Origin of the sequence: Acinetobacter sp. YH12120, from assembly GCF_013418795.1 — a bacterium.
In the GTDB taxonomy this organism is placed as follows: Bacteria; Pseudomonadota; Gammaproteobacteria; order Pseudomonadales; family Moraxellaceae; genus Acinetobacter; species Acinetobacter towneri.
In genome coordinates this window covers 33,729-57,136 of record NZ_VPBI01000008.1, presented here as the reverse complement: position 1 = coordinate 57,136, position 23,408 = coordinate 33,729, and the positions used below count along the sequence as shown (strand labels likewise).

Annotated in this window: 18 protein-coding genes and 2 tRNA genes; 10 read left to right on the top strand and 10 right to left on the bottom strand. The window is 43.2% G+C overall.

Annotated features, from left to right (window positions below; all coding sequences use genetic code 11):
* Positions 1–153 precede the first annotated feature (153 nt).
* Positions 154–2,706 (top strand): penicillin-binding protein PBP1a, encoded by a 2,553-nt coding sequence (gene ponA, locus FTU58_RS07260; RefSeq protein ID WP_180062263.1) that lies wholly within the window; start codon positions 154–156, stop codon positions 2,704–2,706.
* Between the two features lie 69 nt (positions 2,707–2,775).
* On the opposite strand, the gene FTU58_RS07255 is transcribed toward ponA, so the two are convergent.
* The 8 genes from FTU58_RS07255 to FTU58_RS07220 form a co-directional block, all read right to left on the bottom strand.
* A complete protein-coding gene (locus tag FTU58_RS07255) occupies positions 2,776–3,579 on the bottom strand; it encodes a putative RNA methyltransferase (RefSeq protein ID WP_131260646.1) in 804 nt (267 codons plus the stop codon).
* Between the two features lie 71 nt (positions 3,580–3,650).
* Positions 3,651–4,769 (bottom strand): phospho-N-acetylmuramoyl-pentapeptide-transferase, encoded by a 1,119-nt coding sequence (gene mraY / locus FTU58_RS07250; protein ID WP_019836136.1) that lies wholly within the window; start codon positions 4,767–4,769, stop codon positions 3,651–3,653.
* Positions 4,770–6,179 carry a UDP-N-acetylmuramoyl-tripeptide--D-alanyl-D-alanine ligase gene (gene murF, locus FTU58_RS07245; protein WP_180062262.1) on the bottom strand — a complete coding sequence of 470 codons (1,410 nt, stop codon included), beginning with the start codon at positions 6,177–6,179 and terminating at the stop codon, positions 4,770–4,772.
* A gap of 9 nt (positions 6,180–6,188) precedes the next feature.
* Positions 6,189–7,682: a UDP-N-acetylmuramoyl-L-alanyl-D-glutamate--2,6-diaminopimelate ligase gene (locus tag FTU58_RS07240; RefSeq protein WP_180062261.1), complete on the bottom strand. Its 1,494-nt coding sequence runs from the start codon at positions 7,680–7,682 to the stop codon at positions 6,189–6,191.
* A 10-nt stretch (positions 7,683–7,692) separates the two neighbouring features.
* Positions 7,693–9,516, bottom strand: a complete 1,824-nt coding sequence (gene ftsI / locus FTU58_RS07235; RefSeq protein WP_131260649.1) for a penicillin-binding protein PBP3 — start codon at positions 9,514–9,516, stop codon at positions 7,693–7,695.
* A gap of 12 nt (positions 9,517–9,528) precedes the next feature.
* The gene (gene ftsL / locus FTU58_RS07230) at positions 9,529–9,858 is read right to left on the bottom strand and encodes a cell division protein FtsL (RefSeq protein ID WP_136144459.1); all 330 of its coding nucleotides are present in this window, start codon (positions 9,856–9,858) and stop codon (positions 9,529–9,531) included.
* Between the two features lie 11 nt (positions 9,859–9,869).
* Positions 9,870–10,781 (bottom strand): 16S rRNA (cytosine(1402)-N(4))-methyltransferase RsmH, encoded by a 912-nt coding sequence (rsmH, locus tag FTU58_RS07225; RefSeq protein ID WP_004974437.1) that lies wholly within the window; start codon positions 10,779–10,781, stop codon positions 9,870–9,872.
* Between the two features lie 197 nt (positions 10,782–10,978).
* Positions 10,979–11,992, bottom strand: a complete 1,014-nt coding sequence (locus FTU58_RS07220) for a sulfate ABC transporter substrate-binding protein (RefSeq protein ID WP_096901291.1) — start codon at positions 11,990–11,992, stop codon at positions 10,979–10,981.
* 504 nt (positions 11,993–12,496) lie between these two features.
* Between FTU58_RS07220 and FTU58_RS07215 the strand changes: the two genes are divergently transcribed.
* The 5 genes from FTU58_RS07215 to FTU58_RS07195 all read left to right on the top strand — a co-directional run bounded on the left by FTU58_RS07215 (position 12,497) and on the right by FTU58_RS07195 (position 15,175).
* Complete coding sequence (locus FTU58_RS07215) at positions 12,497–12,784, top strand: hypothetical protein (RefSeq protein ID WP_004974433.1); 288 nt, start codon at positions 12,497–12,499, stop codon at positions 12,782–12,784.
* 141 nt (positions 12,785–12,925) lie between these two features.
* Complete coding sequence (gene gltX / locus FTU58_RS07210) at positions 12,926–14,434, top strand: glutamate--tRNA ligase (protein WP_096901292.1); 1,509 nt, start codon at positions 12,926–12,928, stop codon at positions 14,432–14,434.
* 57 nt (positions 14,435–14,491) lie between these two features.
* Positions 14,492–14,567 (top strand) — tRNA-Ala (locus FTU58_RS07205).
* 36 nt (positions 14,568–14,603) lie between these two features.
* Positions 14,604–14,679, top strand: a tRNA-Glu gene (locus FTU58_RS07200).
* Positions 14,680–14,833: 154 nt separating this feature from the next.
* Positions 14,834–15,175 (top strand): hypothetical protein, encoded by a 342-nt coding sequence (locus FTU58_RS07195; RefSeq protein ID WP_004974430.1) that lies wholly within the window; start codon positions 14,834–14,836, stop codon positions 15,173–15,175.
* Positions 15,176–15,303: 128 nt separating this feature from the next.
* Here the strand turns inward: FTU58_RS07195 and ettA are convergent, their stop codons facing one another.
* A complete protein-coding gene (ettA, locus tag FTU58_RS07190) occupies positions 15,304–16,965 on the bottom strand; it encodes an energy-dependent translational throttle protein EttA (RefSeq protein WP_004974427.1) in 1,662 nt (553 codons plus the stop codon).
* 281 nt (positions 16,966–17,246) lie between these two features.
* Here ettA and FTU58_RS07185 point away from each other — a divergent pair, with 281 nt between their 5' ends.
* The 4 genes from FTU58_RS07185 (at position 17,247) to FTU58_RS07170 (ending at position 20,625) form a co-directional block, all read left to right on the top strand.
* Positions 17,247–18,524, top strand: coding sequence for an O-acetylhomoserine aminocarboxypropyltransferase/cysteine synthase family protein (locus FTU58_RS07185; RefSeq protein ID WP_004974425.1), 1,278 nt, complete (start codon positions 17,247–17,249; stop codon positions 18,522–18,524).
* Between the two features lie 306 nt (positions 18,525–18,830).
* Positions 18,831–19,718, top strand: a complete 888-nt coding sequence (locus tag FTU58_RS07180) for an SDR family NAD(P)-dependent oxidoreductase (RefSeq protein ID WP_004974423.1) — start codon at positions 18,831–18,833, stop codon at positions 19,716–19,718.
* 199 nt (positions 19,719–19,917) lie between these two features.
* A complete protein-coding gene (locus FTU58_RS07175; protein WP_004974421.1) occupies positions 19,918–20,214 on the top strand; it encodes a hypothetical protein in 297 nt (98 codons plus the stop codon).
* A 99-nt stretch (positions 20,215–20,313) separates the two neighbouring features.
* Positions 20,314–20,625 (top strand): hypothetical protein, encoded by a 312-nt coding sequence (locus FTU58_RS07170; RefSeq protein WP_019838218.1) that lies wholly within the window; start codon positions 20,314–20,316, stop codon positions 20,623–20,625.
* An 88-nt stretch (positions 20,626–20,713) separates the two neighbouring features.
* Here FTU58_RS07170 and FTU58_RS07165 read toward each other — a convergent pair whose 3' ends face one another.
* The gene (locus FTU58_RS07165; protein ID WP_179995881.1) at positions 20,714–23,065 is read right to left on the bottom strand and encodes a Tex family protein; all 2,352 of its coding nucleotides are present in this window, start codon (positions 23,063–23,065) and stop codon (positions 20,714–20,716) included.
* Positions 23,066–23,408: the final 343 nt, after the last annotated feature.

The following is a 23,408-nucleotide window of genomic DNA, read 5'->3' as shown; positions in this document are numbered from 1 at the left end:
TTATTTTTTTATCCCCAAAAAAATTTAACCTACTAATCCGCGCTGGTCTATAATTTTTTACGGATACAATAATTCATCTAACAATCCGTAAATCTACTCGCTATACTGACCAGCAATTAGTTTGCTATTAGCGCTTATTAAAACGCACTTGTTATGAAAAAGCTATCTTGTTCGGGTCGTGTTCATCCATTTTTTTTGATCATAATTATAATTTTGGTCGCAATACCGATGGGTTTCTATGGCATGTATCTCTATATTGCCCCATCTTTGCCAGAAATGACCACCTTAAAAAAAGCGCCATTATTAAAACCATTGCAGGTTTATAGTGCCGATAATGAGCTAATTGCCGAGTATGGCGGCAAGCTTTCTGTGCCTGTCGATTATGAACATATTCCTGAAAAATTTATTTTAGCTTTTTTGGCTGCCGAAGATTCTGCCTTTTTTGAACACAGTGGGATTAGCTTCAAAGGCTTGGGGCGCGCGGTGAGCGAGGCGGTAACAGGCTCCAATGTGCAAACTGGTGGCTCAACCATTACCATGCAAGTAGCAAAAAACTATTATCTCAGTCCTGAACGTACCTTAAAGCGTAAACTCACCGAAATCTTTTTAGCACGTAAAATTGAACAGAACCTAAGCAAAGAAGAAATTTTGACTTTATACGTCAATAAAATCTTTTTGGGTAAAAATGCCTATGGCATCGCGGCAGCTGCCAAAATTTATTACAACAAAAGCCTAGAAGAACTGTCGATTGCACAAATGGCGATGATTGCAGGCCTACCTAAAGCACCTTCGCGCTACAATCCTGTGGTGAATCCTGAACGTGCTTTGGAGCGTCGCAACTGGATTTTGGGACGTATGCTGCAACTGGGCTATATCAATCAAAATGAATATCAAAAAGCCATTGCTGAACCCATTAATTTAGATATGCCAGACCGCAGCATCAGCAATAAACATCCGTATATTGGGGAAATGGTACGTGCTGAACTGGTCAGTAAATTTGGCGAACAAGCTGTTGATTCAGGCTATAAAGTTTATACGACGGTAGACAGCAAACGTCAGATGTATGCAGAACAGGCGGTTCAAGAAGGCTTAGAAGCCTATGACCGTCGCCACGGTTGGCGTGGCGCAGAGGCACACGACAAACCGCTGAACGAGTTTCGTGCTTATGCCAACACCTACCCTGCGCAAGTCAGCAAAGTGCTGAATAATTCTTTTGAAGCGTTAATGCAAGATGGCACAACGGTTACTGTACCGTGGTCAGGTATGTCTTGGGCACGCCCCTATCGCAATGCCAACAGTGTAGGCAATGCGCCAAGTCGCGCGGCACAGATTGTAAAAGTTAAAGATATTGTCCGTTTACGTCCAAATGAAAATAAAACCGCTTGGTCATTGGTACAAGTACCGAAAGTGCAAGGTCAATTGGTCGCAATTAACCCAAATAATGGCGCCATTGAAGCGTTGGTCGGTGGATATAATTTCTATCAATCTAAGTTCAACCGTACTTTACAAGGTTGGCGTCAACCTGGTTCTACCATTAAACCTTTTGTGTATGCACTGGCTTTAGAGCGTGGTATGACACCACATACTATGGTCAATGACAGTCCAATCACCATTGGCAAATGGTCACCACGTAACTCCGATGGTCGTCATTTAGGCATGATTCCGTTACGTCGTGCACTCTATTTATCTCGTAACACGGTTTCAGTGCGTTTATTGCAAAATGTAGGGATTGAACGTACCCGCCAACTGCTTATGGATTTTGGATTACAGGAAGATCAGATTCCACGTAACTACACCATTGCATTGGGTACACCACAAGTTTTGCCTATTCAAATGGCAACGGGCTATGCCACTTTTGCCAACGGTGGTTACCGTATTCAACCGCACTTCATTAACCGTATTGAAGATGCTTATGGCAAGGTGATTTATCAAGCCAATCCTGAATATGCGTGTATTGCTTGTATTAATTCCAAAGAACAAACGACTGAAAGCGCCGAAGCCACCACACCAGATGATGAAGTGATTGAAGTGACCAATAAAAAACTGGCACAAGCTGAACAGGATCCACAATTATTGGCAGAGCGTAGTCAGTACAAACAGGCACAACGTATTTTAAAATCTAGCTCGGCGTATGATATGTCCAATATTTTACGTGACGTAATTCAACATGGTACTGGACGTGCTGCGCTCAGAATTGGTCGTGGTGATATTGGCGGTAAAACAGGAACCACCAACGATGCAAAAGACGCTTGGTTCGCAGGTTTCAACGGCAAACTGGTGACTGTGGCTTGGGTGGGCTTTGACCAACCAACAACTTTAGGACGTCGTGAATATGGGGGGGTTGCAGCGCTGCCAATTTGGACAGACTTTATGGGCAATGCACTTAAAGGCACACCTGAAGCATGGGTCAGTTTAGACAGCAAAGCCAAAGCGCCACAACGTGAACTCAATCAAATGAATGCAGAACAGAAGCAGGATTATCGTGCTTCACCGCCATTGGCACGTCCACTGTATCGACCTGCACCTGTTGCGCCAGCACGTGCGCCTGAGCGAGATTTTGACGATTTACCAGGCGATGAGGTATTAATTCCTGACAATGCTGCACCGCCTGCCATGCACGCGCCAAACAACAGCCCTGCCAAACCAAATGCAGCACCTAAACCTGCTCCCGATGCGTTAGAAAACTTAATTGACGAAGTCTTATAACCACAGACAAGCAGTCAGAAAAAAGCCCTCTCAAGCAAAGATGAGGGCTTTTTTATGGGCTATTCAAACTTATTTTTTCTGAAACAGATAAATTTGATGCTGTGCTGTCACGTCAAACTGGGTTCGCTGTTCCAATGCCTGACGGCGCTCTGCTTTGGCTTTATAGGCATAAGGTGTCATAGCAATTAAATGAATTAAATCGCTTTGATTGAGCTGTAATGGTGTTTCCACCACGCTGGCATCAATCAAATCAAAAGTAGTTTGTAATTGGGTGATAAATTTTTCGGGTTCATGTGGCTTTACCTCTTCGAACAACGCTTGACGCATCGCCAATAAATGCTCAGGCGCAGGCGTCACCACCAACAAATAACCTAGTGGTTTTAAAACCCGTAAAATTTCATGTTGCGGGATTGGGCTAAACAGACTGGCACATAAATCAATACAATGCTCCAAAACAGGCAAGGTTGCTCCTGTCCCCACCACCCAAGTCACTGCGGAATTCAATTTTGCCGCTACTTGTACGGCATTCTTGGCAATATCCACCCCGACACACTGCAACACTTCGCCTTGCATGGCAGCAGTGTAATAACCTTCACCACAACCAATATCCAACAAATTTTCGATGCGTAAGGCACGAATTTTTTGCACCACCGCCTGTTGCAAGGGCGCATAATGCCCTGCACTTAAAAATGCACGGCGTGCCTGCACAGAAGTAGGTGTATCCCCTGGATTTTTACTGTGCTTATGTTGCACCACATGTAAATTGACGTAGCCTTGTTTCGCAACATCATAACTGTGATTGCTGGCACAACGCCATGTTCGATCATGCAGTTGCAATACCTGACGACATACAGGACACATCAGCAAATTCATCATTTTCTCCAGAGTGGACGACATAAAAAAGTCGGCGAGTGCCGACTTTTAAAATTTTCGGTTGGATAGGCTTAACGTAATTTTAAGGTCATTAAACCTAAAACCACCAGCATAATTGTGATAATCCAGAACCGAATCACCACTTGGGTTTCACGCCAGCCTTTCTTTTCATAGTGGTGATGCAACGGCGCCATTAAGAATACCCGTTTATTGCGCATGCGTAGTGAACCAATTTGCAAGAATACCGAAATCGCTTCAACCACAAACACCCCGCCCATAATCGCAAATACGATTTCCTGCCGTACCATGACGGCAATCGTACCTAGCATTGCCCCCAAAGACAGTGCACCGACATCGCCCATAAAGACTTGTGCAGGATGCGCGTTATACCACAGGAAGGCTAAGCCTGCACCAATCATCGCGGCACAGATTACCACCAACTCAGACGCATATTTCACATAAGGAATATGCAGATAATCGGCAAAACGAACATCCCCTGCCAAGTAGGCAAATACACCCAAACCGGCCGCAACTAATACGATTGGCATAATCGCCAAGCCATCTAAACCATCGGTCAGGTTTACCGCATTTGAGGCACCGTTAATGACCAAATAGGTAAAGATAATGAAGCCTATACCGAGTGGAATCAATGACAAAGGAATACTGAAATCTTTAAAAAATGGGATCAAAACATCCAGCATATCTGCGGTTTGTGCAGGATTTGGCTGTTGGGTTGCAATCACATACAACGCAATACCTGCACCCAATGATGCCACCGAAGTCCAAAAGAACTTTTTACGCGCAGGCAAACCCGCATTGTCTTTGTAGCGAATTTTAATCCAGTCATCTGCCCAGCCTACAGCGCCAAAAATGACCATGACCGCAAGTACAATCCAGACATAAGGGTTAGATAAATCTGCCCATAATAGGGTCGAAATACCAATGGAAAGCAGGATTAATACCCCGCCCATGGTTGGCGTACCCATTTTTTTGGCATGCCCTTCAGGTGCATAAGAGCTGACTGCCTGACCGTATTTTAATGCTTGCAGTTTACGAATCATCACAGGGCCTAGCACCAAACCGATGCCAAGCGCAGTCAATACACTCAGTAATGAACGTAATGTTAAATAACGAACCACCTGAAACGAGCTGTTATAGCCCGCCAGCTGTTCAAATAACCATAACAGCATTTAAATTTTCTCCATCAATGCAGCCATCAACGTTTCCATATGGGTATAACGAGAACCTTTAAATAGGAAACTCATGGACTGAGGTTGATGTGTTTTTACCAGATCAATTAAAAACGGCAAGGCTTGTTCTTGAGTGACAAAAGCCTGTAATTTTTTTCCATATTGGGTACTACGCGCACCTTCTTGGGTCGCAGGTGCAAATTCACCGACCGCCACCACAAAGTTGATGCCACCAATAGACACCAAATCACGCCCCAACATATAGTGCTGTTGTGCTGCACTATTGCCCAGCTCACCAATATCACCAATGACCATAACTCGCACACCTGTTTGCTGTGCAAGGACTTCGCCTGCAGCACGCATAGAGGTTGGATTGGCATTATAGGTGTCGTCAATGAACAAATGTGTGCCTTGCTGAATAAAGTTCAAGCGCCCTTTTGCCCCCTGCGCCTGTTCTAAGCCTGCGACAATATCATCTAAACTTACGCCAATTGCCAGTGCAAAAGTAGCAGCAGCCGTAGCATTCTGAACATTGTGTTCACCCGCGAATGGCAAGTGAATCTGACGCACACCTTGGGCAGTATTTAAACAAAAACTTGCCGATTGTGGCTGCAACTGAATGTCTGTCGCAAACACATCACCGCCTGCACCAAAACTTAGACGCTGTTCTGACTGAACCGCTTGCTGAATCTGTTCGGCAAAATCATCGGCAGCAGGGACAATCGCTGTACCTTGCGAGGCAATATGTGCATAAATTTCAGACTTGGCCCGACAAATACCATCACGCCCACCAAACTCACCCAAATGCGCAGTACCAATATTGATAATGCCTGCCACCTGCGGCTGCACCAAGTTTGAGGTGTAATCGATTTCACCTTGATGACTGGCGCCCAATTCCATCACTGCATATTGATGGCTAGCATTCAACTCCAATAACATCATCGGCACACCCAAGTCATTATTCAGGTTGCCACGGGTAATTAAAGTCGGTGCCAAACGTGACAAAATACTACCGAGCATTTCTTTAGTGGTGGTTTTGCCACTACTGCCTGTTAACGCAATCACTTTTAATTGTGGATGTTGCTGACGACGAAATGCACCCAAGTGCCCTAAGGCCAAACGAGTATCACGCACGACCAATTGGCAAATATCTGCGTCTACAGGCTGGCTGACAATTGCCATAAAGCAGCCCTGTGTCGCCACTTGTGCCACAAAGTCATGCGCATCAAAACGCTCACCTTTTAAAGCCAAAAAGGCATCGCCTGCTTTGGCATGACGTGAATCGGTCAAAATACGTTGAATGTCGCCTTGCGGTGTTTGCCCATTAAACCAATAACCCTGTGTTGCTTGTTTGAGTTGTTCGGCAGTCCAAGGTTCTAAAATTGCGGTACTGGTGGTGGAAGTGTGCATACAAATTCCTTATTGGGCAGGATAAGCAGTAGCTGAACAATGTTGTGCATCAATCGCAGATTGCACTTCAACCACATCGTCAAACCAGTGTCTTACCCCATCTATTTCTTGATAATTTTCATGGCCTTTGCCTGCTATCAAGACAATATCACCCGATTGTGCATGTTTGACGGCATATTTAATCGCTTCACGACGATCATGAATTTCATGGCTCTGTGCTACCGACAAATCGACACCTGTTTGCATATCGGCAAAAATTTGCAAAGGATCTTCTGTACGCGGGTTATCAGAAGTCAAAAGCACAACATTAGCATAGTCTAATGCTGCTTGGGTCATCAGGGGACGCTTGCCACGATCCCGATCCCCACCACAGCCAAATACCGCCCAAAGCTGTGCACTGAAATGACGTTTTAGAGTTTGCAGCACCTGAATAAGGGCATCGGGCGTATGCGCATAATCCACTACAAATAAACGCTCTGCATCACGTAACACTTGCATGCGCCCCGGTGCGCCTTTGAGTTGTGCAGTCGTGTGTATTAAATCCTGTAATGCAAAACCTGCTTGCTCTGCGGCAATTAAACTCGCGACCAAGTTTTCAACATTAAAATGTCCGAGCAACGGACTTTGCACCACATATTCTGCCGTAGCAGTTTGTAGATGGAAACGTACACCATTCAGACTGTATTCAATCTGCTGTACTTGATAGTCTGCCGCTTGCTGCGTGGAATAAGTCAAAATTTTCGGTTGCGCAGGGTTCTGTTGCGCCGCTTGCAACATGATCCCAGCATATTCATCATCTAAATTGACAATTGCAACTTTTAAACTGGCAAACTGAAACAGCATGGCTTTGGCTGCAGCATACGCCTCTAAAGTACCGTGATAATCCAAATGATCACGGCTCAGGTTGCTATATACCGCAATTTCAATATCGCAGCCATTTAAGCGCCCTTGCTCCAAACCATGTGAACTGGCTTCAATTGCGGCAAATTTTGCCCCCTGTTGTGCATAGCTGTATAAAGCATTTTGCAGTTGCAAGGCATCTAAAGTGGTATGTGTTGAAGCTTCCAAATTAGGCAAAATTCCGTTGCCTGTGGTGCCCATTACCGCACAGCGTTGGGCTTGTAACATTAACAACTCAGCAATTAAGCGGGAAATCGTGGTTTTACCATTGGTGCCCGTGACTGCAAGCATACGCGCTAAAGGTACAGGCTGTCGTGCTTGTAAATATTGTTTTTGCCACTGTCCCATGCGCTGACGTACATCAGGCACTACCAAATTATTGGCAACTGCCAGTTCAGTTTCCGAAATCACCGCCAAAGCACCTTGATCTAAAGCTGCTTGTGCAAATTGTGCGGTTTTTTCAGGCTGCGACAAACTGGTCAGGGCAATAAAAATTTGCCCTGCTGTCACATGGCGGCTGTCAAGTTGAAAGCCCTGAAAGTCTTGTATCATCCAATCTGCAACGCGAGAACTGCGATAAATATGTTGAAAGCTGATAGACATGCGTCACCTGTTATTGGATGTTGGGAGTTTCTAAAGGTTTATCTAAAGGTACGTTCATTAAACGTAAAGATTCTTGCATCACACGAGCAAATACAGGCGCTGCCACCAAACCACCATAATACTGTCCTGTTGGATTTTCCACCACGACCACCATGGCTAAACGCGGATCACTGACCGGTGCAACCCCAGCAAACAAGGCACGATATTCAGTCTGTGAATAGCCTTTGCGGTCTGCGCGAAGTTTATGCGCTGTTCCCGTTTTACCTGCAACCCGATAGCCTGGAATATTGGCTTGACGTGCCGTACCACCGGGTAACGTTACGGCTTCCATCATCAGTAGAACTTGATCGGCAATTTTAGCATCAACAATTTGTTCGCCTTTAGGCTGTTCTTCTAATTTGTATAAACTCAGCGGCATTTTTACGCCTTTATTGGCAAGCATGGCATAGGCATCTGCCAATTGCAGCACAGTGGCGTTCAAACCATAACCATAAGACATGGTCGCCACTTCCGACACATTCCACTTGCTTGGCGGCAAAATTAAACCTGCACTTTCACCCGGAAATTTCACTGCAGAACGCGCACCAAACCCTAAACGCTTATAAAAAGTCGGTAAGGTTGCATACGGTAAAGATAAAGCAATTTTCGCCACACCCACGTTTGACGATTTTTGGATAATTCCCGCCAAAGTCAGTGAGCCATAATTGTGGGTATCACGAATGGTGTGATTACCCACCCGCATTGAACCACCACTTAAATTGACCACGGTATTCGGTGAATATTTGCCACTTTCCAGTGCCATTGCCACCGTCATAGGCTTCATGGTCGAACCCGGTTCAAAAGAATCCACCGCACCACGGTTACGCATGGCATCTTTATTGGACAAACTTTTTTTGTCATTCGGGTTATACGACGGCCAACTGGTCATCGCCAAAATTTCACCCGTTTTCACATCTACCGCAATTGCTGTGGCTGAACGGGCATTATTTGCCACCCCTGCTGCAGTCAATTCACGATACATAATGTATTGCAAACGTGAGTCGATACTCAGGGTAATATTTTCGCCCGGTTCAACCTCTCTCACCACTTCTGGGTCTTTGACACGGTTACCCTTTTTATCGCGCACGATTTGCTGTTCGCCATCCACGCCTGCCAAGCGGGTATTTAGCTGCATTTCCAAGCCTTCAATGCCTGTGCCTTCACTATTGGTCAAACCAATAATTTGTGCATTCGGCTGTGGCTGCGGGTAATAACGCTTATAGTTTTTCTCGGTATATACCCCTTGGAAATTACGTTTTAGAATCAGCTCTGCCTGTTGCGGCGGCACTTCTTTTTGTAAAACCAAATAACGTGAACGCGGACGCTCGTTCATTTTATTTTTCAGTTCTTGGCGATCCATCCCAACTGCATCGGCAAGTTCATCTAAATTCAAGTTTTTATCTGGCAATTGACGCTGCAATTTACGACTGGTCGGATTTTTTTCCAACTCGGCTGTAATTTCTTCAAACAGTTTTTTATTGTCAAAATAATCACGTGGATCAATCACCACTTTCATTACAGGGGTACTAATTGCCAAAGGCACACCGTGGCGATCATAAATCACCCCGCGCATAGCTTTGAGCTTTTCTGTTCTTAAAATATTGGCATTGGCTTTGTTTTGTAAAAAGTCATGGTTCACAATTTGCACATAAAAAGCACGTCCCACCAGTGCCACGAACACCAGCAGTACCACAGCCCACATTAAGTAAAAACGCCACATTTCTACATGAATGGCATTTTTTCCAGTTACCGATTGCTGTTTCTTTCGGGTTTGCTTTTTACGCGTATCGACCATGTGCAACTCGCCTTATTGTTGTTCTGAGGTTGTAGGCAAAGAAATCACCACAGTTTGCGGTGCGGGCGGTGAATACATACGCAGTTGCGTCACCGCACGGGTGCCAATTTGTGCAGTTGCACCAAAGGTCTGCTGTTCAATTAACAAACGTCCCCATTCGGCATTTAAGTCATCTCGCTCGCGCATATAAGAACTCAGCTCACGATAATCATGGCGATATTCAAACACTTGAAACACCACCATAATCGCGCTGATAAACACCAGCGCCAATAAAATAAAATAGGCGACCATTTTTTTCAGTCGCACTTGAGATTGATTTTTTTTAACGGTTTCAGTTTTCATTATTGGCCTTTTCAAGCTAATCGTTCTGCAACACGTAGCCATGCGCTGCGTGAGCGTGGATTGGCTTTGACTTCTTCATCACTGGCACGCACACGTGAGATTTTTTTCAATCGACGTGTATCTTGTTGCTGTTGTGGCAAGCCCCAACCTGAATCTTCAGGCAGGCTCGATTCTTTTTGAATAAACTGTTTAATTAAACGATCTTCCAAAGAGTGGAAGCTAATTACAGCCAAACGACCTTCGGGTTTTAATACCTCAACCGCCTGCGGTAAGAAGTTTTCAATATCTTCTAATTCTTTATTAATCGCAATACGAATTGCCTGAAAAGTACGCGTTGCAGCGTGTTTGTTTTTTTCCCACTTCGGATGGGCAACTTTTACAATTTCAGCCAATTGTGCGGTGGTTTCAATATAACCCGCCTGTTTAATGGCTTTGGCAATACGGCGGCTATAACGTTCTTCACCATATTGAAAAATCACATTGGCTAAGGCTTCTTCTTCAATATCCACCAGCCATTCTGCTGCAGTCGGGCCTTGTGAATTGTCCATACGCATATCAAGCGGGCCGTCTTTCATAAAGCTAAAACCGCGTTCTGCCTGATCTAGCTGTGGTGACGACACGCCTAAATCGGCCATCACACCATCGACCTGAGTGACGCCCAAATCATTCAACGCTTGCTGCATATCAGCAAAACTGGCATGAATAATTTGAAAGCGCGAATCTTGCTGCGCCAATTCTGCTGCCACGGCCAAAGCTTGTGGATCTTTATCAAAGGCATAGACTCGTGCCTGCGCATCCAATTTGGATAACAACAAACGCGTGTGTCCACCTCGTCCAAAGGTGGCATCGACATAAATTCCTGTATTGCGATCTGCCAACACGGCATCAACAGTTTCATGAAGTAATACAGAAATATGCGACATAAGGTTCAATCAATACAGCTAAAATGTAACTGCACATTATTACCTTGTTTTGGCAAAGCTCCAAACGTCTTTTTGTAGATAAATATTACTTTCCATAGGGAAAACCGTTTTTGACTTTTTTAAAGCACAAAAAAATCTCCGTAGAGATTTTTTTGTGTGCCAATCCAATAAAAGATTAGCCGAAAATGGATATCTGTTTAACGCTTAGTATTATAAATTTGGTCGAAAATCGCACCATTCACAAAATGTGTTTTTTGTGCATTTTCCCAGCCACCGAACACTTCATCAATCGTGAAGGTTTTTAATTTCGGGAATTGTGCTGCATATTTTGCAAGGACTTTTTCATTACGTGGACGGTAGAAATGCTTAGCCGCCATTTCCTGACCTAAAGGTGAATATAAATAGTTGATATAGCCTGTCGCTAACCATTTATTGCCATTTTTTTCTACTGTGCGGTCTACGATTGCCACCGAAGGTTCAGTCAAAATAGAAATAGATGGATAAACAATATCAAACTTGTCTTTGCCTAAGGTTTTTAAAGTTACAAGGGCTTCATTTTCCCAAGTCAACAACACATCACCAATGCCACGTTCAGCAAATGTAGTCATCGACGCACGTGCTGCCGAATCCATCACTTTTACATTGTGGTACATCTTGCCCACAAATTCTTGCGCTTTGGCCTTAGAGCCGCCCGGCTGCTTTTCTGCATAACCCCAAGCCGATAAATACACCCAACGTGGCAAACCACCTGTTTTCGGGTTAGGGGTAATAATTTGTACGCCTGGTTTGGTTAAGTCATTCCAGTCTTTAATGTTTTTCGGATTGCCTTTACGCACCATAAAGACGATGGTCGAGGTATAAGGCGCAGAGTTATGAGGAAATTCTTTTTGCCAACCTGCTTGGATTTGACCTGACTTTACAATTTCTTCAATGTCATTCGCCAATGCCAAAGTTACGACATCGCCCTTTAAACCATCGACCACAGAACGCGCTTGCTTGCCTGAACCACCATGTGATTGTTTAAAGTTGACGTCTAAACCTGTACGTTTTTTCCAGTACTGACCAAACGACTTGTTAAATTCATCATAAAATTCGCGGGTCGCATCATACGATACATTTAAAAACTGACGATCTGCAGCCTGAGCAGTCGTTGCAGCAAAACCTGTTGCCAATAGCGCAGCAGCCAATAAAGCTTTCAATTGAGTTTTCATTACAGCACACATCACCTTTAATCTGTCGCTCAATATATGCAATGCTCAGGCGCTGCGCAATTTGTAAAAAACATGCAAAAAATGATTAAATTCAAATAATTTAGCTTTAATTAATTGTTTTTAATCAATTTAATTCAAGATGCGGCGTTTATTCCAAATTTATACCTTTTTATGGATTAGATATATGAAAAGTGAATAAAACTTTGATCCGTTTTTAGACTCAACGGTAAAATAAGCGACATCACAGCAATCAAACCCGCTTCAAAACTATTTTATTGTGACTTTTGTAACAATCTTCACGATATCTCCACAGTTGTTTGTTACAACATGTTCTAAATCAAAGATCATCTGAAAAATCGGTATATAGTGAGTAAATGATGATAAAGATCTTATTAAGAGTGTGACGCAAATCTACTTTTGTTATGATTTTTGTGATTAAATATTAAAGTGATTAAAACAATTTATAAATTGTGAGTTCACTCATAAAGGAAAGGGGGAATCAAAATGAAATCTAAACTCATGTTCGCAGTATTACTCAGCTTAAGTACAGTCGGTCACAGTGCAGTGATCAAATCTGCTGAAAGCAAAACCAATTTAACTGAGGCAAAAGGCTCTTTAATTGAAAAAGCCATTACCCAGCAAAAACAGGCAGACAAGCAAAAGTTTGAATCGAATAATGATTTAAAAGTGCTGACTTCAATTAATCTTGCCCCAACTCAAAATTTCTTTGCCTTGCAAAATCAGCGTTTTAGCCGTTTCGTACAAGCCTTATTCCCGCAAGGTAACTCATAAGTCTGCATCAAACTCACTGCCTTTAATCCCCTTTTCAAATGCAGTTGAAACGCCCAAGTACAGAATGTTGAATTTAACATTAAGTACTTGGGCTTTTTCGTTATAATGGTTGCAATTTACATTTTGAATTAATTTTTGCTTATGACTGTTCGTACTCGTATCGCGCCTTCTCCTACTGGTTTCCCGCACGTGGGAACAGCGTATATCGCCTTGTTTAACTTATGTTTTGCCAAACAACACGGTGGTGAATTTATTCTTCGTATTGAAGATACTGACCAACTGCGCTCAACCCCTGAATCTGAAAAAATGATTTTGGATTCATTGCGTTGGTTAGGCTTAAATTGGGCAGAAGGTCCAGATATCGGCGGCCCACATGCACCGTATCGCCAATCTGAACGTATGGATATTTATAAGCAATACGCCTTGCAATTGGTTGAACAAGGGCATGCTTTCTATTGCTTCGCTACTAGCGAAGAACTAGATCAAATGCGTGCAGAACAACAAGCACGTGGTGAAAGCCCGCGCTACGATGGTCGTGGTTTAAACTTGTCTGCAGATGAAGTGCAGCGTCGTTTAGCGGCAGGCGAAGCGCATGTTATTCGTATGAAAGTGCCAACCGAAGGCGTATGTAAATTTAATGACATGCTGCGCGGTGAAGTGGAAATTCCATGGGCGCAAGTCGATATGCAAATTTTGCTGAAAACAGATGGCTTGCCAACTTACCATTTGGCCAACGTGGTCGATGACCATTTGATGCAAATCACTCACGTGATTCGTGGTGAAGAATGGATTCCATCGGCACCGAAACACCAATTGCTTTATCAATATTTTGGTTGGGATATGCCTGTGTTATGCCACATGCCATTGTTGCGTAACCCAGACAAATCAAAATTATCTAAACGTAAAAACCCAACTTCAATCAACTACTACAAAGACATTGGCGTATTACCTGAAGCTTTGCTGAACTATTTAGGTCGCATGGGTTGGTCAATGCCAGATGAAAGTGAAAAATTCACCTTAGCCGAAATGATTGAACACTTTGATATTCAACGTGTTTCACTAGGCGGCCCTATCTTTGATGTGGAAAAACTCAATTGGCTGAATGGTCAATGGATTAAAGCGCTTTCACCTGCTGAGCTGTTAGATACCTTATTGGCTTGGAAAGCAGATCGTGCCAAATTGGAAGAGATTGCTGCCGCGATTCAACCGCGTATTAATTTACTCTCAGAAGCGGTCAATTGGTCTGCACATTACTTCAACCATTTCCCAAGCTTGAGCAAGGAACAGTTTGAAAGTAAAAAACTGTCTGAAGAACAAGTGCGTCAAAGCCTACAATTTGCAATTTGGCGTTTAGAAAGTCTATTTACTTGGAACAACGACACGGTGAGCCAAACCCTAATGGATTTAGCCAACCAAATGGAAATCAAATTGCGTGATTTCATGCCTGCGTTCTTTATTGCAATTGCAGGTTCAACCGCATCTACACCTGTGATGCAAACCATGGTCACCATTGGTCCTGACCTGACCTTTGCGCGTTTGCGTCATGCCTTAGAAGTGGTTGGCGGACCAAGCAAAAAAGAAGTTAAAGTCTGGGAAAAACTGAATGAAAGCATCAAATTGCCGAAAAATGATGCAATTGATCCAGCTTAATTCATTTTTTTGTTGACGTGTGCGCGCAATAGCCCTAATATTGCGCTCACACAGACTGGGGTCATAGCTCAGTTGGTAGAGCGCTACAATGGCATTGTAGAGGTCAGCGGTTCGATCCCGCTTGACTCCACCAAGTTTAAATAAGGCTTTACCTGTGTTGCCTCATCAAGTCCCTATCGTCTAGAGGCCTAGGACATCGCCCTTTCACGGCGGTAACCGGGGTTCGAATCCCCGTAGGGACGCCATATTCAAGATGAATATAAATTCACTTATCTTCATCTTATAATAAAGCTCAAGCAATGACTTGGGCTTTTTTATTGCCCTGTTTTCTGACAGACTGTTTTTGATTTGCCGTACATTTGGTTAGAATAACGATCAGATTAGAATTTTGGAGTTGTAATGCAATACCGATGCCCTAAATGTCAAAGCCCAAAAATCATGCCTGTTGCGCAGGCAGGTCAAACAACACCGCGTCCTGTGGTGCCAAAAAGCTTGGTGATGCTTATTCCAGCGGTATTTGTCTTATTACTTCTTGTCTTGATCAGTATCGCCATGTGGATTTTTGGTGATGGTGCAGGCACAACCTTACAAAGCATTACTGTGGCGGTATTTGTGCTGTGTGTAATTGCAGGTTTCTTGTTTTATCGTGATTTGCCTGATTTCAAAATTTCTATGCAAGCCTTTATGCAGTCACAAAAAAAATGGAAGTGCCGTGAATGTGCACATGAGTGGGAAGTTTAAACCTCACTGGTCTACATCTAGATTAAGAAAAATGTTGCTAGGTTGATCACAAGACCACATCATCGAGCAAATATAAAAAAACCAGCCTTCTCGGCTGGTTTTTTTAATGAGAACTCAAGTTTTTAGACTTAAGCGCCAATTTTACGGTATTTGCTACGTTTGGTTGCCAGATCATCACCATATTTCTTACGGCGATATTCTTCAAACTCAGTATAGTTACCTGTAAAGAATTCTGGTTGCTCATCTTCGAATGACAAGATGTGCGTTGCAATACGGTCTAGGAACCAACGGTCGTGCGATACCACCATCACTGTACCTGGGAAGACTAAAATTGCATCTTCCAGTGCACGTAAAGTTTCAATATCCAAGTCGTTTGATGGCTCATCCAGCAAGATCACGTTTGCGCCCTGCTGTAGAATTTTTGCCAGTTGTAAACGGTTACGCTCACCACCCGACAATTCACCAACGCGTTTTTGCTGATCCTGACCTTTAAAGTTAAAGCGACCAATATAAGCACGCGATGCAATTTCATAATCGCCCACTTTCAAAATGTCTAAACCGCCAGAAACTTCTTCCCAAACAGTTTTGTCATCATCTAGAGTGTCACGAATCTGACCGACATAAGCCACTTTTACCGAGTCACCTAAAGTCACGCTGCCCGTATCAGGTTGTTGCTCGCCAGTCATCATACGGAATAAAGTCGTTTTACCCGCACCGTTTGGACCGACAATCCCCACAATCGCTGCAGGCGGCACAGTAAAGGAAAGGTTTTCGTAAAGTAAGCGATCACCAAATGACTTGCTGATGTTTTCCACTTCCACCACTTTGTTCCCTAAACGTGGGCCAGGTGGAATATAAATTTCAGAAGTTTCGTTACGCTGTTGGAATTCACGCGAGTTAAGCTCTTCAAAACGCTCCATACGCGCTTTGTTTTTCTTTTGCTGGCCTTTCGCATTAGAACGTACCCATTCCAATTCTTTTTTCAAGGCTTTAGCAAAAGATTCTTCTTGCTTCTGTTCTTGCTCTAAACGGTTATTTTTCTGCTCTAACCATGAAGAGTAGTTACCTTGATATGGAATACCATGTCCACGGTCAAGTTCTAAAATCCATTCTGCAACGTTATCCAAGAAGTAACGGTCGTGGGTAATTGCCACAATCGTACCCGGGAAGTCTTTTAAGAAACGCTCTAACCAAGATACAGATTCTGCATCCAAGTGGTTCGTCGGCTCGTCTAGAAGCAGCATGTCTGGTTTAGACAATAACAAACGGCATAAAGCCACACGACGACGCTCACCACCCGATAATTTGTTAACATCAGCATCCCAAGCTGGCAAATTTAATGCTGCCGCTGCTTGTTCAAGCTGATTGTTCAGGTTGTGTGCATCCCAAGTTTGGATAATCGCTTCTAACTTCTCTTGCTCTTTTGCAAGTTTGTCGAAATCTGCATCTGGATCTGCATATTCTGCAAAAACTTGGTCTAAACGCTCTAAAGCATCTAAAGCTTCACGCACACCATCTTCCACGTTGCCGCGTACATCTTTGCTCGGGTCTAGTGGTGGTTCTTGCTCAAGATAACCAATTTTGATGCCTGGCTGTGCACGAGCTTCACCAGAGAAATCTTTATCTACGCCCGCCATAATACGGAGCAAAGTCGATTTACCTGCACCGTTTAAACCAAGCACACCAATTTTCGCACCTGGGAAAAATGATAAAGAGATGTCTTTCAGGATTTCGCGCTTAGGCGGAACCATTTTGGACACTCGGTTCATCGTATAAATATATTGGGCCACGTAGGACTCCTCAATAGAAAACCAAATCTGGGGCTCAGATGAGCAGCCCCTGCTCTAATGAGCGAAAAAATAATCGGGTATTATACCTGAATACAGAGAAAAAATAAGACACCTCAAACATCTTGCATGCTTTGTTACAACTCTAGCGATCAGCGGATAAGCACAGGACTTTTTGCCTGCTATATCAAATTTACAGCTAAATATTGCAGCATTTTTACACTTTCTTTCATATTTAAAAGTGCTAGACTCAAACAAATTTAACTCACGAAGATGAAGTAAACATGACCTATAAAGACGAAACTTTGGCCATTCATGCAGGCTATAGCCCAGAACCAACCACCAAAGCCGTGGCTGTGCCTATTTACCAAACCACTTCTTATGCCTTTGATAATACGCAACATGGTGCCGATTTATTTGATTTAAAAGTACAAGGCAATATTTACACCCGTATTATGAACCCAACCACTGCAGTATTGGAGCAACGTGTTGCAGCACTTGAAGGCGGGATTGGCGCATTGGCTTTAGCATCGGGTATGGCTGCAATTACCTACGCAATTCAGACCATTACCGAAGCAGGCGATAACATTGCTTCAGTATCAACTTTATACGGCGGTACTTACAACTTATTTGCCCACACCTTGCCTAAACAAGGCATTGAAGTACGTTTCTTCGATTATCAACAGCCTGAAAGCTTACGCGACCTGATTGATGACAAAACCAAACTGGTCTTTGTAGAATCCATTGGTAACCCATTGGGCAATATTATTGACCTTGAAGCGATTGCGAAAATTGCGCACGAATACGGCATTCCAGTGGTGGTGGATAACACTGTAGCCACGCCTGTCTTGCAAAAATCATTTGATTTTGGCGCAGATATCATCATTCACTCACTGACCAAATATATTGGTGGTCACGGTACGTCTATTGGCGGCATTATTGTCGATAGCGGTAAATTCCCTTGGGGCAAATATCCTGAGCGTTTTAAAGCCTTAAATACACCTGACCCAAGTTACCATGGTGTGAACTATGTAGAAGCCTTAGGCGCTGCAGCATTTATTGCACGTGCACGTGTAGTACCACTACGCAATACAGGTGCAGCGATTAGCCCGCATAACGTATTCCTAATTTTACAAGGTTTAGAAACCTTAAGCCTGCGTATGGAACGCCATACTGAAAACGCGCAAAAAGTAGCGGAATATTTACAGGCACATCCAAAAGTGAAATGGGTCAATTACGCAGGTTTGAAAGATCACCCGCAACATGCGTTGGCACAAAAATATGTGAAAGGCAAACCTTCTGCAATTCTGTCTTTTGGTGTGCAAGATGGCCGTGAAGGCGGAACCCGCTTTATTGATGCACTGCAATTATTCACACGCTTGGTCAATATTGGCGATGCCAAGAGTCTGGCTTGCCACCCTGCAACCACCACTCACCGTCAGTTGAGTGCAGATGAACTCAAAGCGGCTGGTGTGAGTGAAGATATGGTGCGTTTATCCATCGGGATTGAACATGCCGATGACTTAATTGCCGATTTAGAGCAAGCTTTAGCAGCCGTATAAAACTCATCAGTTCAAACTTTGTACTGGCATCCTGCTGATTAATTTCAACAGGATGCTTTTTTATTTTAATTTTTCTTTGTATGTCTTTGCATTAGCTTTATTTCATGGTAAAAATAAAGATATACAGCTCACAAAAATAGAGCAATTACTCTAAATTCATTTTTAAATTCAACCACTTATTCCATAGCTTTTTTTGTGCAATCGGCTATCATAAAGCCAAGTAAAACAGTTCAAATTCAGTCTGAAATTTGAATCGTCAATCTCAATAAAAATGACAACTCAGGAATCTAAATCAGGAATATTAGCGTGAAGCCAAAATTAGAGAAACTTTTTCAACAGCGTGTAAATGGTAAAGTTGCCCTTATTACAGGTGCATCGAGTGGTATTGGTTTAACCGTGGCACATAAGCTAGCCGATGCAGGTGCGCATGTGCTTTTGGTGGCACGTACTCAGGAAACGCTCGAACAAGTCAAAGCTGAAATTGAAGCACGTGGTGGCAAGGCTTCAGTTTTCCCTTGTGATCTAAACGATATGGACTCTATTGATGCTGTATCGCAACAAATTCTTGCCTCTGTCGATCATATTGATATTTTAATTAACAACGCAGGCCGCTCAATCCGTCGTGCAGTACATGAGTCGGTTGATCGTTTCCACGACTTTGAACGTACCATGCAGCTCAACTATTTTGGTGCTGTGCGTTTGGTACTCAATATTTTGCCGCAGATGATGCACCGTAAAGATGGTCACATCATCAACATCAGCTCGATTGGTGTATTAGCCAACGCAACGCGTTTCTCGGCTTATGTGGCATCTAAAGCCGCATTGGATGCGTTTAGTCGCTGTCTATCTGCAGAAGCGCATACACACAAAATTGCGATTACTTCGGTGTATATGCCATTGGTTCGTACCCCAATGATCGCACCAACCAAAATTTATAAGTACGTGCCCACCCTTTCACCTGAGCAAGCGGCAGATTTAATTGCTTATGCGATTGTGAAACGTCCGAAGAAAATTGCGACACATTTGGGTCGTTTGGCTTCAATCACTTATGCGATTGCACCAGACATTAACAACAAACTCATGTCGATTGGTTATAACTTATTCCCAAGCTCTACCGCTTCTGTGGGCGAGCAGCAAAAACTGAACTGGGTACAAAAAGCGTATGCGCGCTTGTTCCCAGGTGAACACTGGTAATTTATACACAATTCAAGTTTTGCTTTAGGCGACCTACGGGTCGCCTATTTGTTTTTACAGCTTAGGTTGAACAGCGCACAACAATACAACATCACTTCAACAATTTTTAAATTGTGCAGCCGCAACTTTTCATGTGATTTTAATATTGGTTTAAGAAATAGCATTCAAAATGACATTACAATAATGAAAGGTACAACACATGAAAACTCTGTATCTGTTTAAGCTATTTTGTTTTTCTGCTGCGGGCTTAAGTTTTTATCACTTATATACTGAGCTTACGCGCAATCATGTAGACACATTTCAAGTGATGACACTGACAGGCCTGGTGGTCTTGTTAGTCGAATTGGGCTATCGCAGCCAACTTGCCGTGTCCATGTCGCATTCATCTGGTGCGATGTCCGAAGTTTCTGCCTCTTCTAATTACAGTTATTTCATGTCTAAATTGGCAGCAGGCAGTATTGCCACAAGTTTTGTTCTGCAAGGCTTAATCCGTTAATTGCTTATTTAAGATCCACAATCTCAACCATAACAAAACATTCAATTGCACCGCATTTTTATGCTATAACACAGCTGTTTTAAGTATTTTGAATGGATTATGCGAGCACTGGCCCTCATTTTACAGTATGGCTGTTTTGCCTTTGCCTTGTTTCTGAGTTATCAGGTTGCAACGGCGCTTTATCAGCAAGAATATGAACTTTTAGAGGTTGTTGCCGATGTCGGCACGATTTTAATTTGTATTGATTTGGGCGTATTTTTATTTAGCAGCAAAGCCTCACAAGGTTTAAATCTTCAGGAATATGCTCGCCAACTTGAAGCACCACCGTCAAAACTAGTCGCAGTGACTCGTAAACTTGGACATTTGGGAATTATGCTGATTTTGGTGAGTTGGATTGTACCGTTGATTTAAAATCCATCAAAAAATCTGTATATAAAAATGTTCCTGCAAAACAAAAAGCTCCCGAATTTCGGGAGCTTTTTGTTAGAGCAATTCAAAATTACTTCGAACCTTTAATCCCTGCTTGTAACAACAATGCACCTAAACCACCAATTTTATTTTCTTGTGGTTTAGCGGCTTGTAGTTTTTTCGCTTGTGGACGCTCAGTCTGAGGACGTGACTGCTGTGGACGTTTCGCTTGTGGCTTACGCTCTGTACGCTGTTCTTGATCACGACGTGGTGCACGCGCTGCTTTTGCAGGTGCAGCCGAACCTTCAGGACGCATCGATAAATTCACACGGTTACGCTCTACATCAACCTGCAACACACGCACTTGAACAATTTGACCTGGTTTCACCACTTTATGCGGATCAGCCACAAATTCATTGGCCAACTCAGAAATATGCACCAAACCATCCTGATGTACGCCCACATCCACGAAAGCACCAAAGTTGGTCACGTTGGTTACAACACCTTCAAGCTGCATGCCTTCAGTCAACTGCGCCACTTCAGTAATATCTTCACGGAATTTAGCCGTACGGAATTCAGGACGTGGGTCACGACCTGGTTTTTCCAATTCAGACAAAACATCCTGAATAGTTGGTAAGCCGACTTGCTCATCCACAAATTCTTCAGCATTCACCGAACGGATAATTTCAGTATTACCAATAATATCTTTAACCGTGGTCGCTTTGGCAGCCACAATTTTTTCTACTAAACCATAAGATTCAGGGTGCACTGCAGAAGCATCCAAAGGCTCAGAACCTGCCTGAATACGTAAGAAACCTGCTGCTTGTTCAAAAGTACGTTCGCCTAAACGCGGTACGTTTTTCAAAGCTTGGCGATTGTCAAAACGGCCATGTTCTTTACGGTATTCAACAATTTGCTGTGCAATGGCTTTATTCAAACCTGCGATATAACCCAAAATTGCTGAAGATGCCGTGTTGACATCAACACCGACCGAGTTCACACAGTCTTCTACCACAGCTTCTAAGGTTTTTGCTAAACCTGCCTGATTCACGTCATGTTGATACTGACCCACACCGATTGATTTTGGATCAATTTTTACCAATTCTGCCAATGGGTCTTGCAAACGACGTGCAATCGACACTGCACCACGAATCGACACATCTAGTTCTGGCAACTCTTGCGATGCCAATTCAGAAGCTGAATACACAGATGCACCCGCTTCAGATACAGACACACGTGTTAATTTCAAGTCACTGTGCGCCGCCATCATTTCTGCCACAACCGCTTCAGTTTCACGGCTTGCAGTCCCGTTACCAATCGCGATTAAATCAACATTGTGCTCACGGCATAAACGTGCAAGTTCTTCAATCGCGCCTGCTTTGTCTTCTTTAGGTGCAAATGGATAAACCGTGCTATGTGCAACCACATCGCCAGATTGGTTCACCACAGCCAGTTTGACACCTGTACGGATGCCAGGGTCTACGCCCAGCGTACAACGCGCACCTGCAGGTGCAGAGAGCAATAAATGACGCAAGTTTTCTGCAAAGACATCCATCGCTTCAGCTTCGGCAGCCAAACGCTTTTCAGTCAATAATGAATGTTCGATTTGTGGACGCACTTTGCCCAACCAGAACAATTTTGCCGTTTGCTTTAAAAAGTCCTGACGTGCTTGCGGCTGAATTTGATCTAAATTGTATTCAGTTTCAATACGTGCCAAAGGTGCACTGTCTTCACCATCGACTTTTAAACCCAAGACGTTTTCTTGGCGACCACGCAACATCGCCAATAGGCGATGTGAAGGCACTTTGTTGAGGTTTTCTGAAAAATCGAAGTAATCACGGAATTTTTTGCCCACTTCTTTTTTCTCTTCAGAAGCAACCAAGCTTTTTAATACCGCTGTTTTGGCAAAAATTTCTTTTAATTCTGTGGTTAAGGCAATATTTTGTGCCCATTCATCAATCAGAATGTGTTGTACCGCATCTAGCTGACTGTCTGCATCAGGATAGTCTGCATGACTAAAGCCTGCTAAAGCTTCGCTTGGCTCAACCTGTTCTGCAAAAATTTGCGCTGCAATTGGGCCTAAACCTGCTTCTTTGGCTTTAAACGATTTACTGGTACGTTTAGGACGGTAAGGCGCATAAATTTCTTCTAAGGCATTTTTGGTTTCAGCAGCGTTTACCCGTGCCAATAAATCATCAGATAATTTATCTTGTTCTTTGAGTGATTCTATTACTTTTTCGCGACGCTCATATAAATCACGTAAATACGATAAACGTGTATCGAGCTGACGTAGCTGCGTGTCATCTAAACCTTGCGTCACTTCTTTACGGTAACGTGCAATAAATGGAACGCTAGCACCTTCATCAATAAGTTTGATGGCAGCTTCTACTTGATTTGGTCGTACGGCAAGTTCTTTTGCTAACTGCTGAACTAAGTCAGTCATCGTGTGTGATCCTACAAGGATAAGTACTAAAAGCCATGATTATAAAGACCAAGACTATAAAATCCACAATTGTTTTATGAATTTTATAAATGGCGGTTTTTTGGTGGATTTTGCCAATTCGACAGAATTTTATAAATCTAAATAAAATTCAGGCCCATGTTAGACTGAAACGGGCAAATATGTCAGATTTTCACACAGGAATGCTGTATATATTTGGTATCTATGTCTTGATTTTATCTGCAATATTTGTTGCTTTAGAACATAGGCAATAGATACAAATGAATCGTATACTCAAAGCCAACTCAACTTTTTGTTTACGATGACAATAAAGAATAAAGGAGCA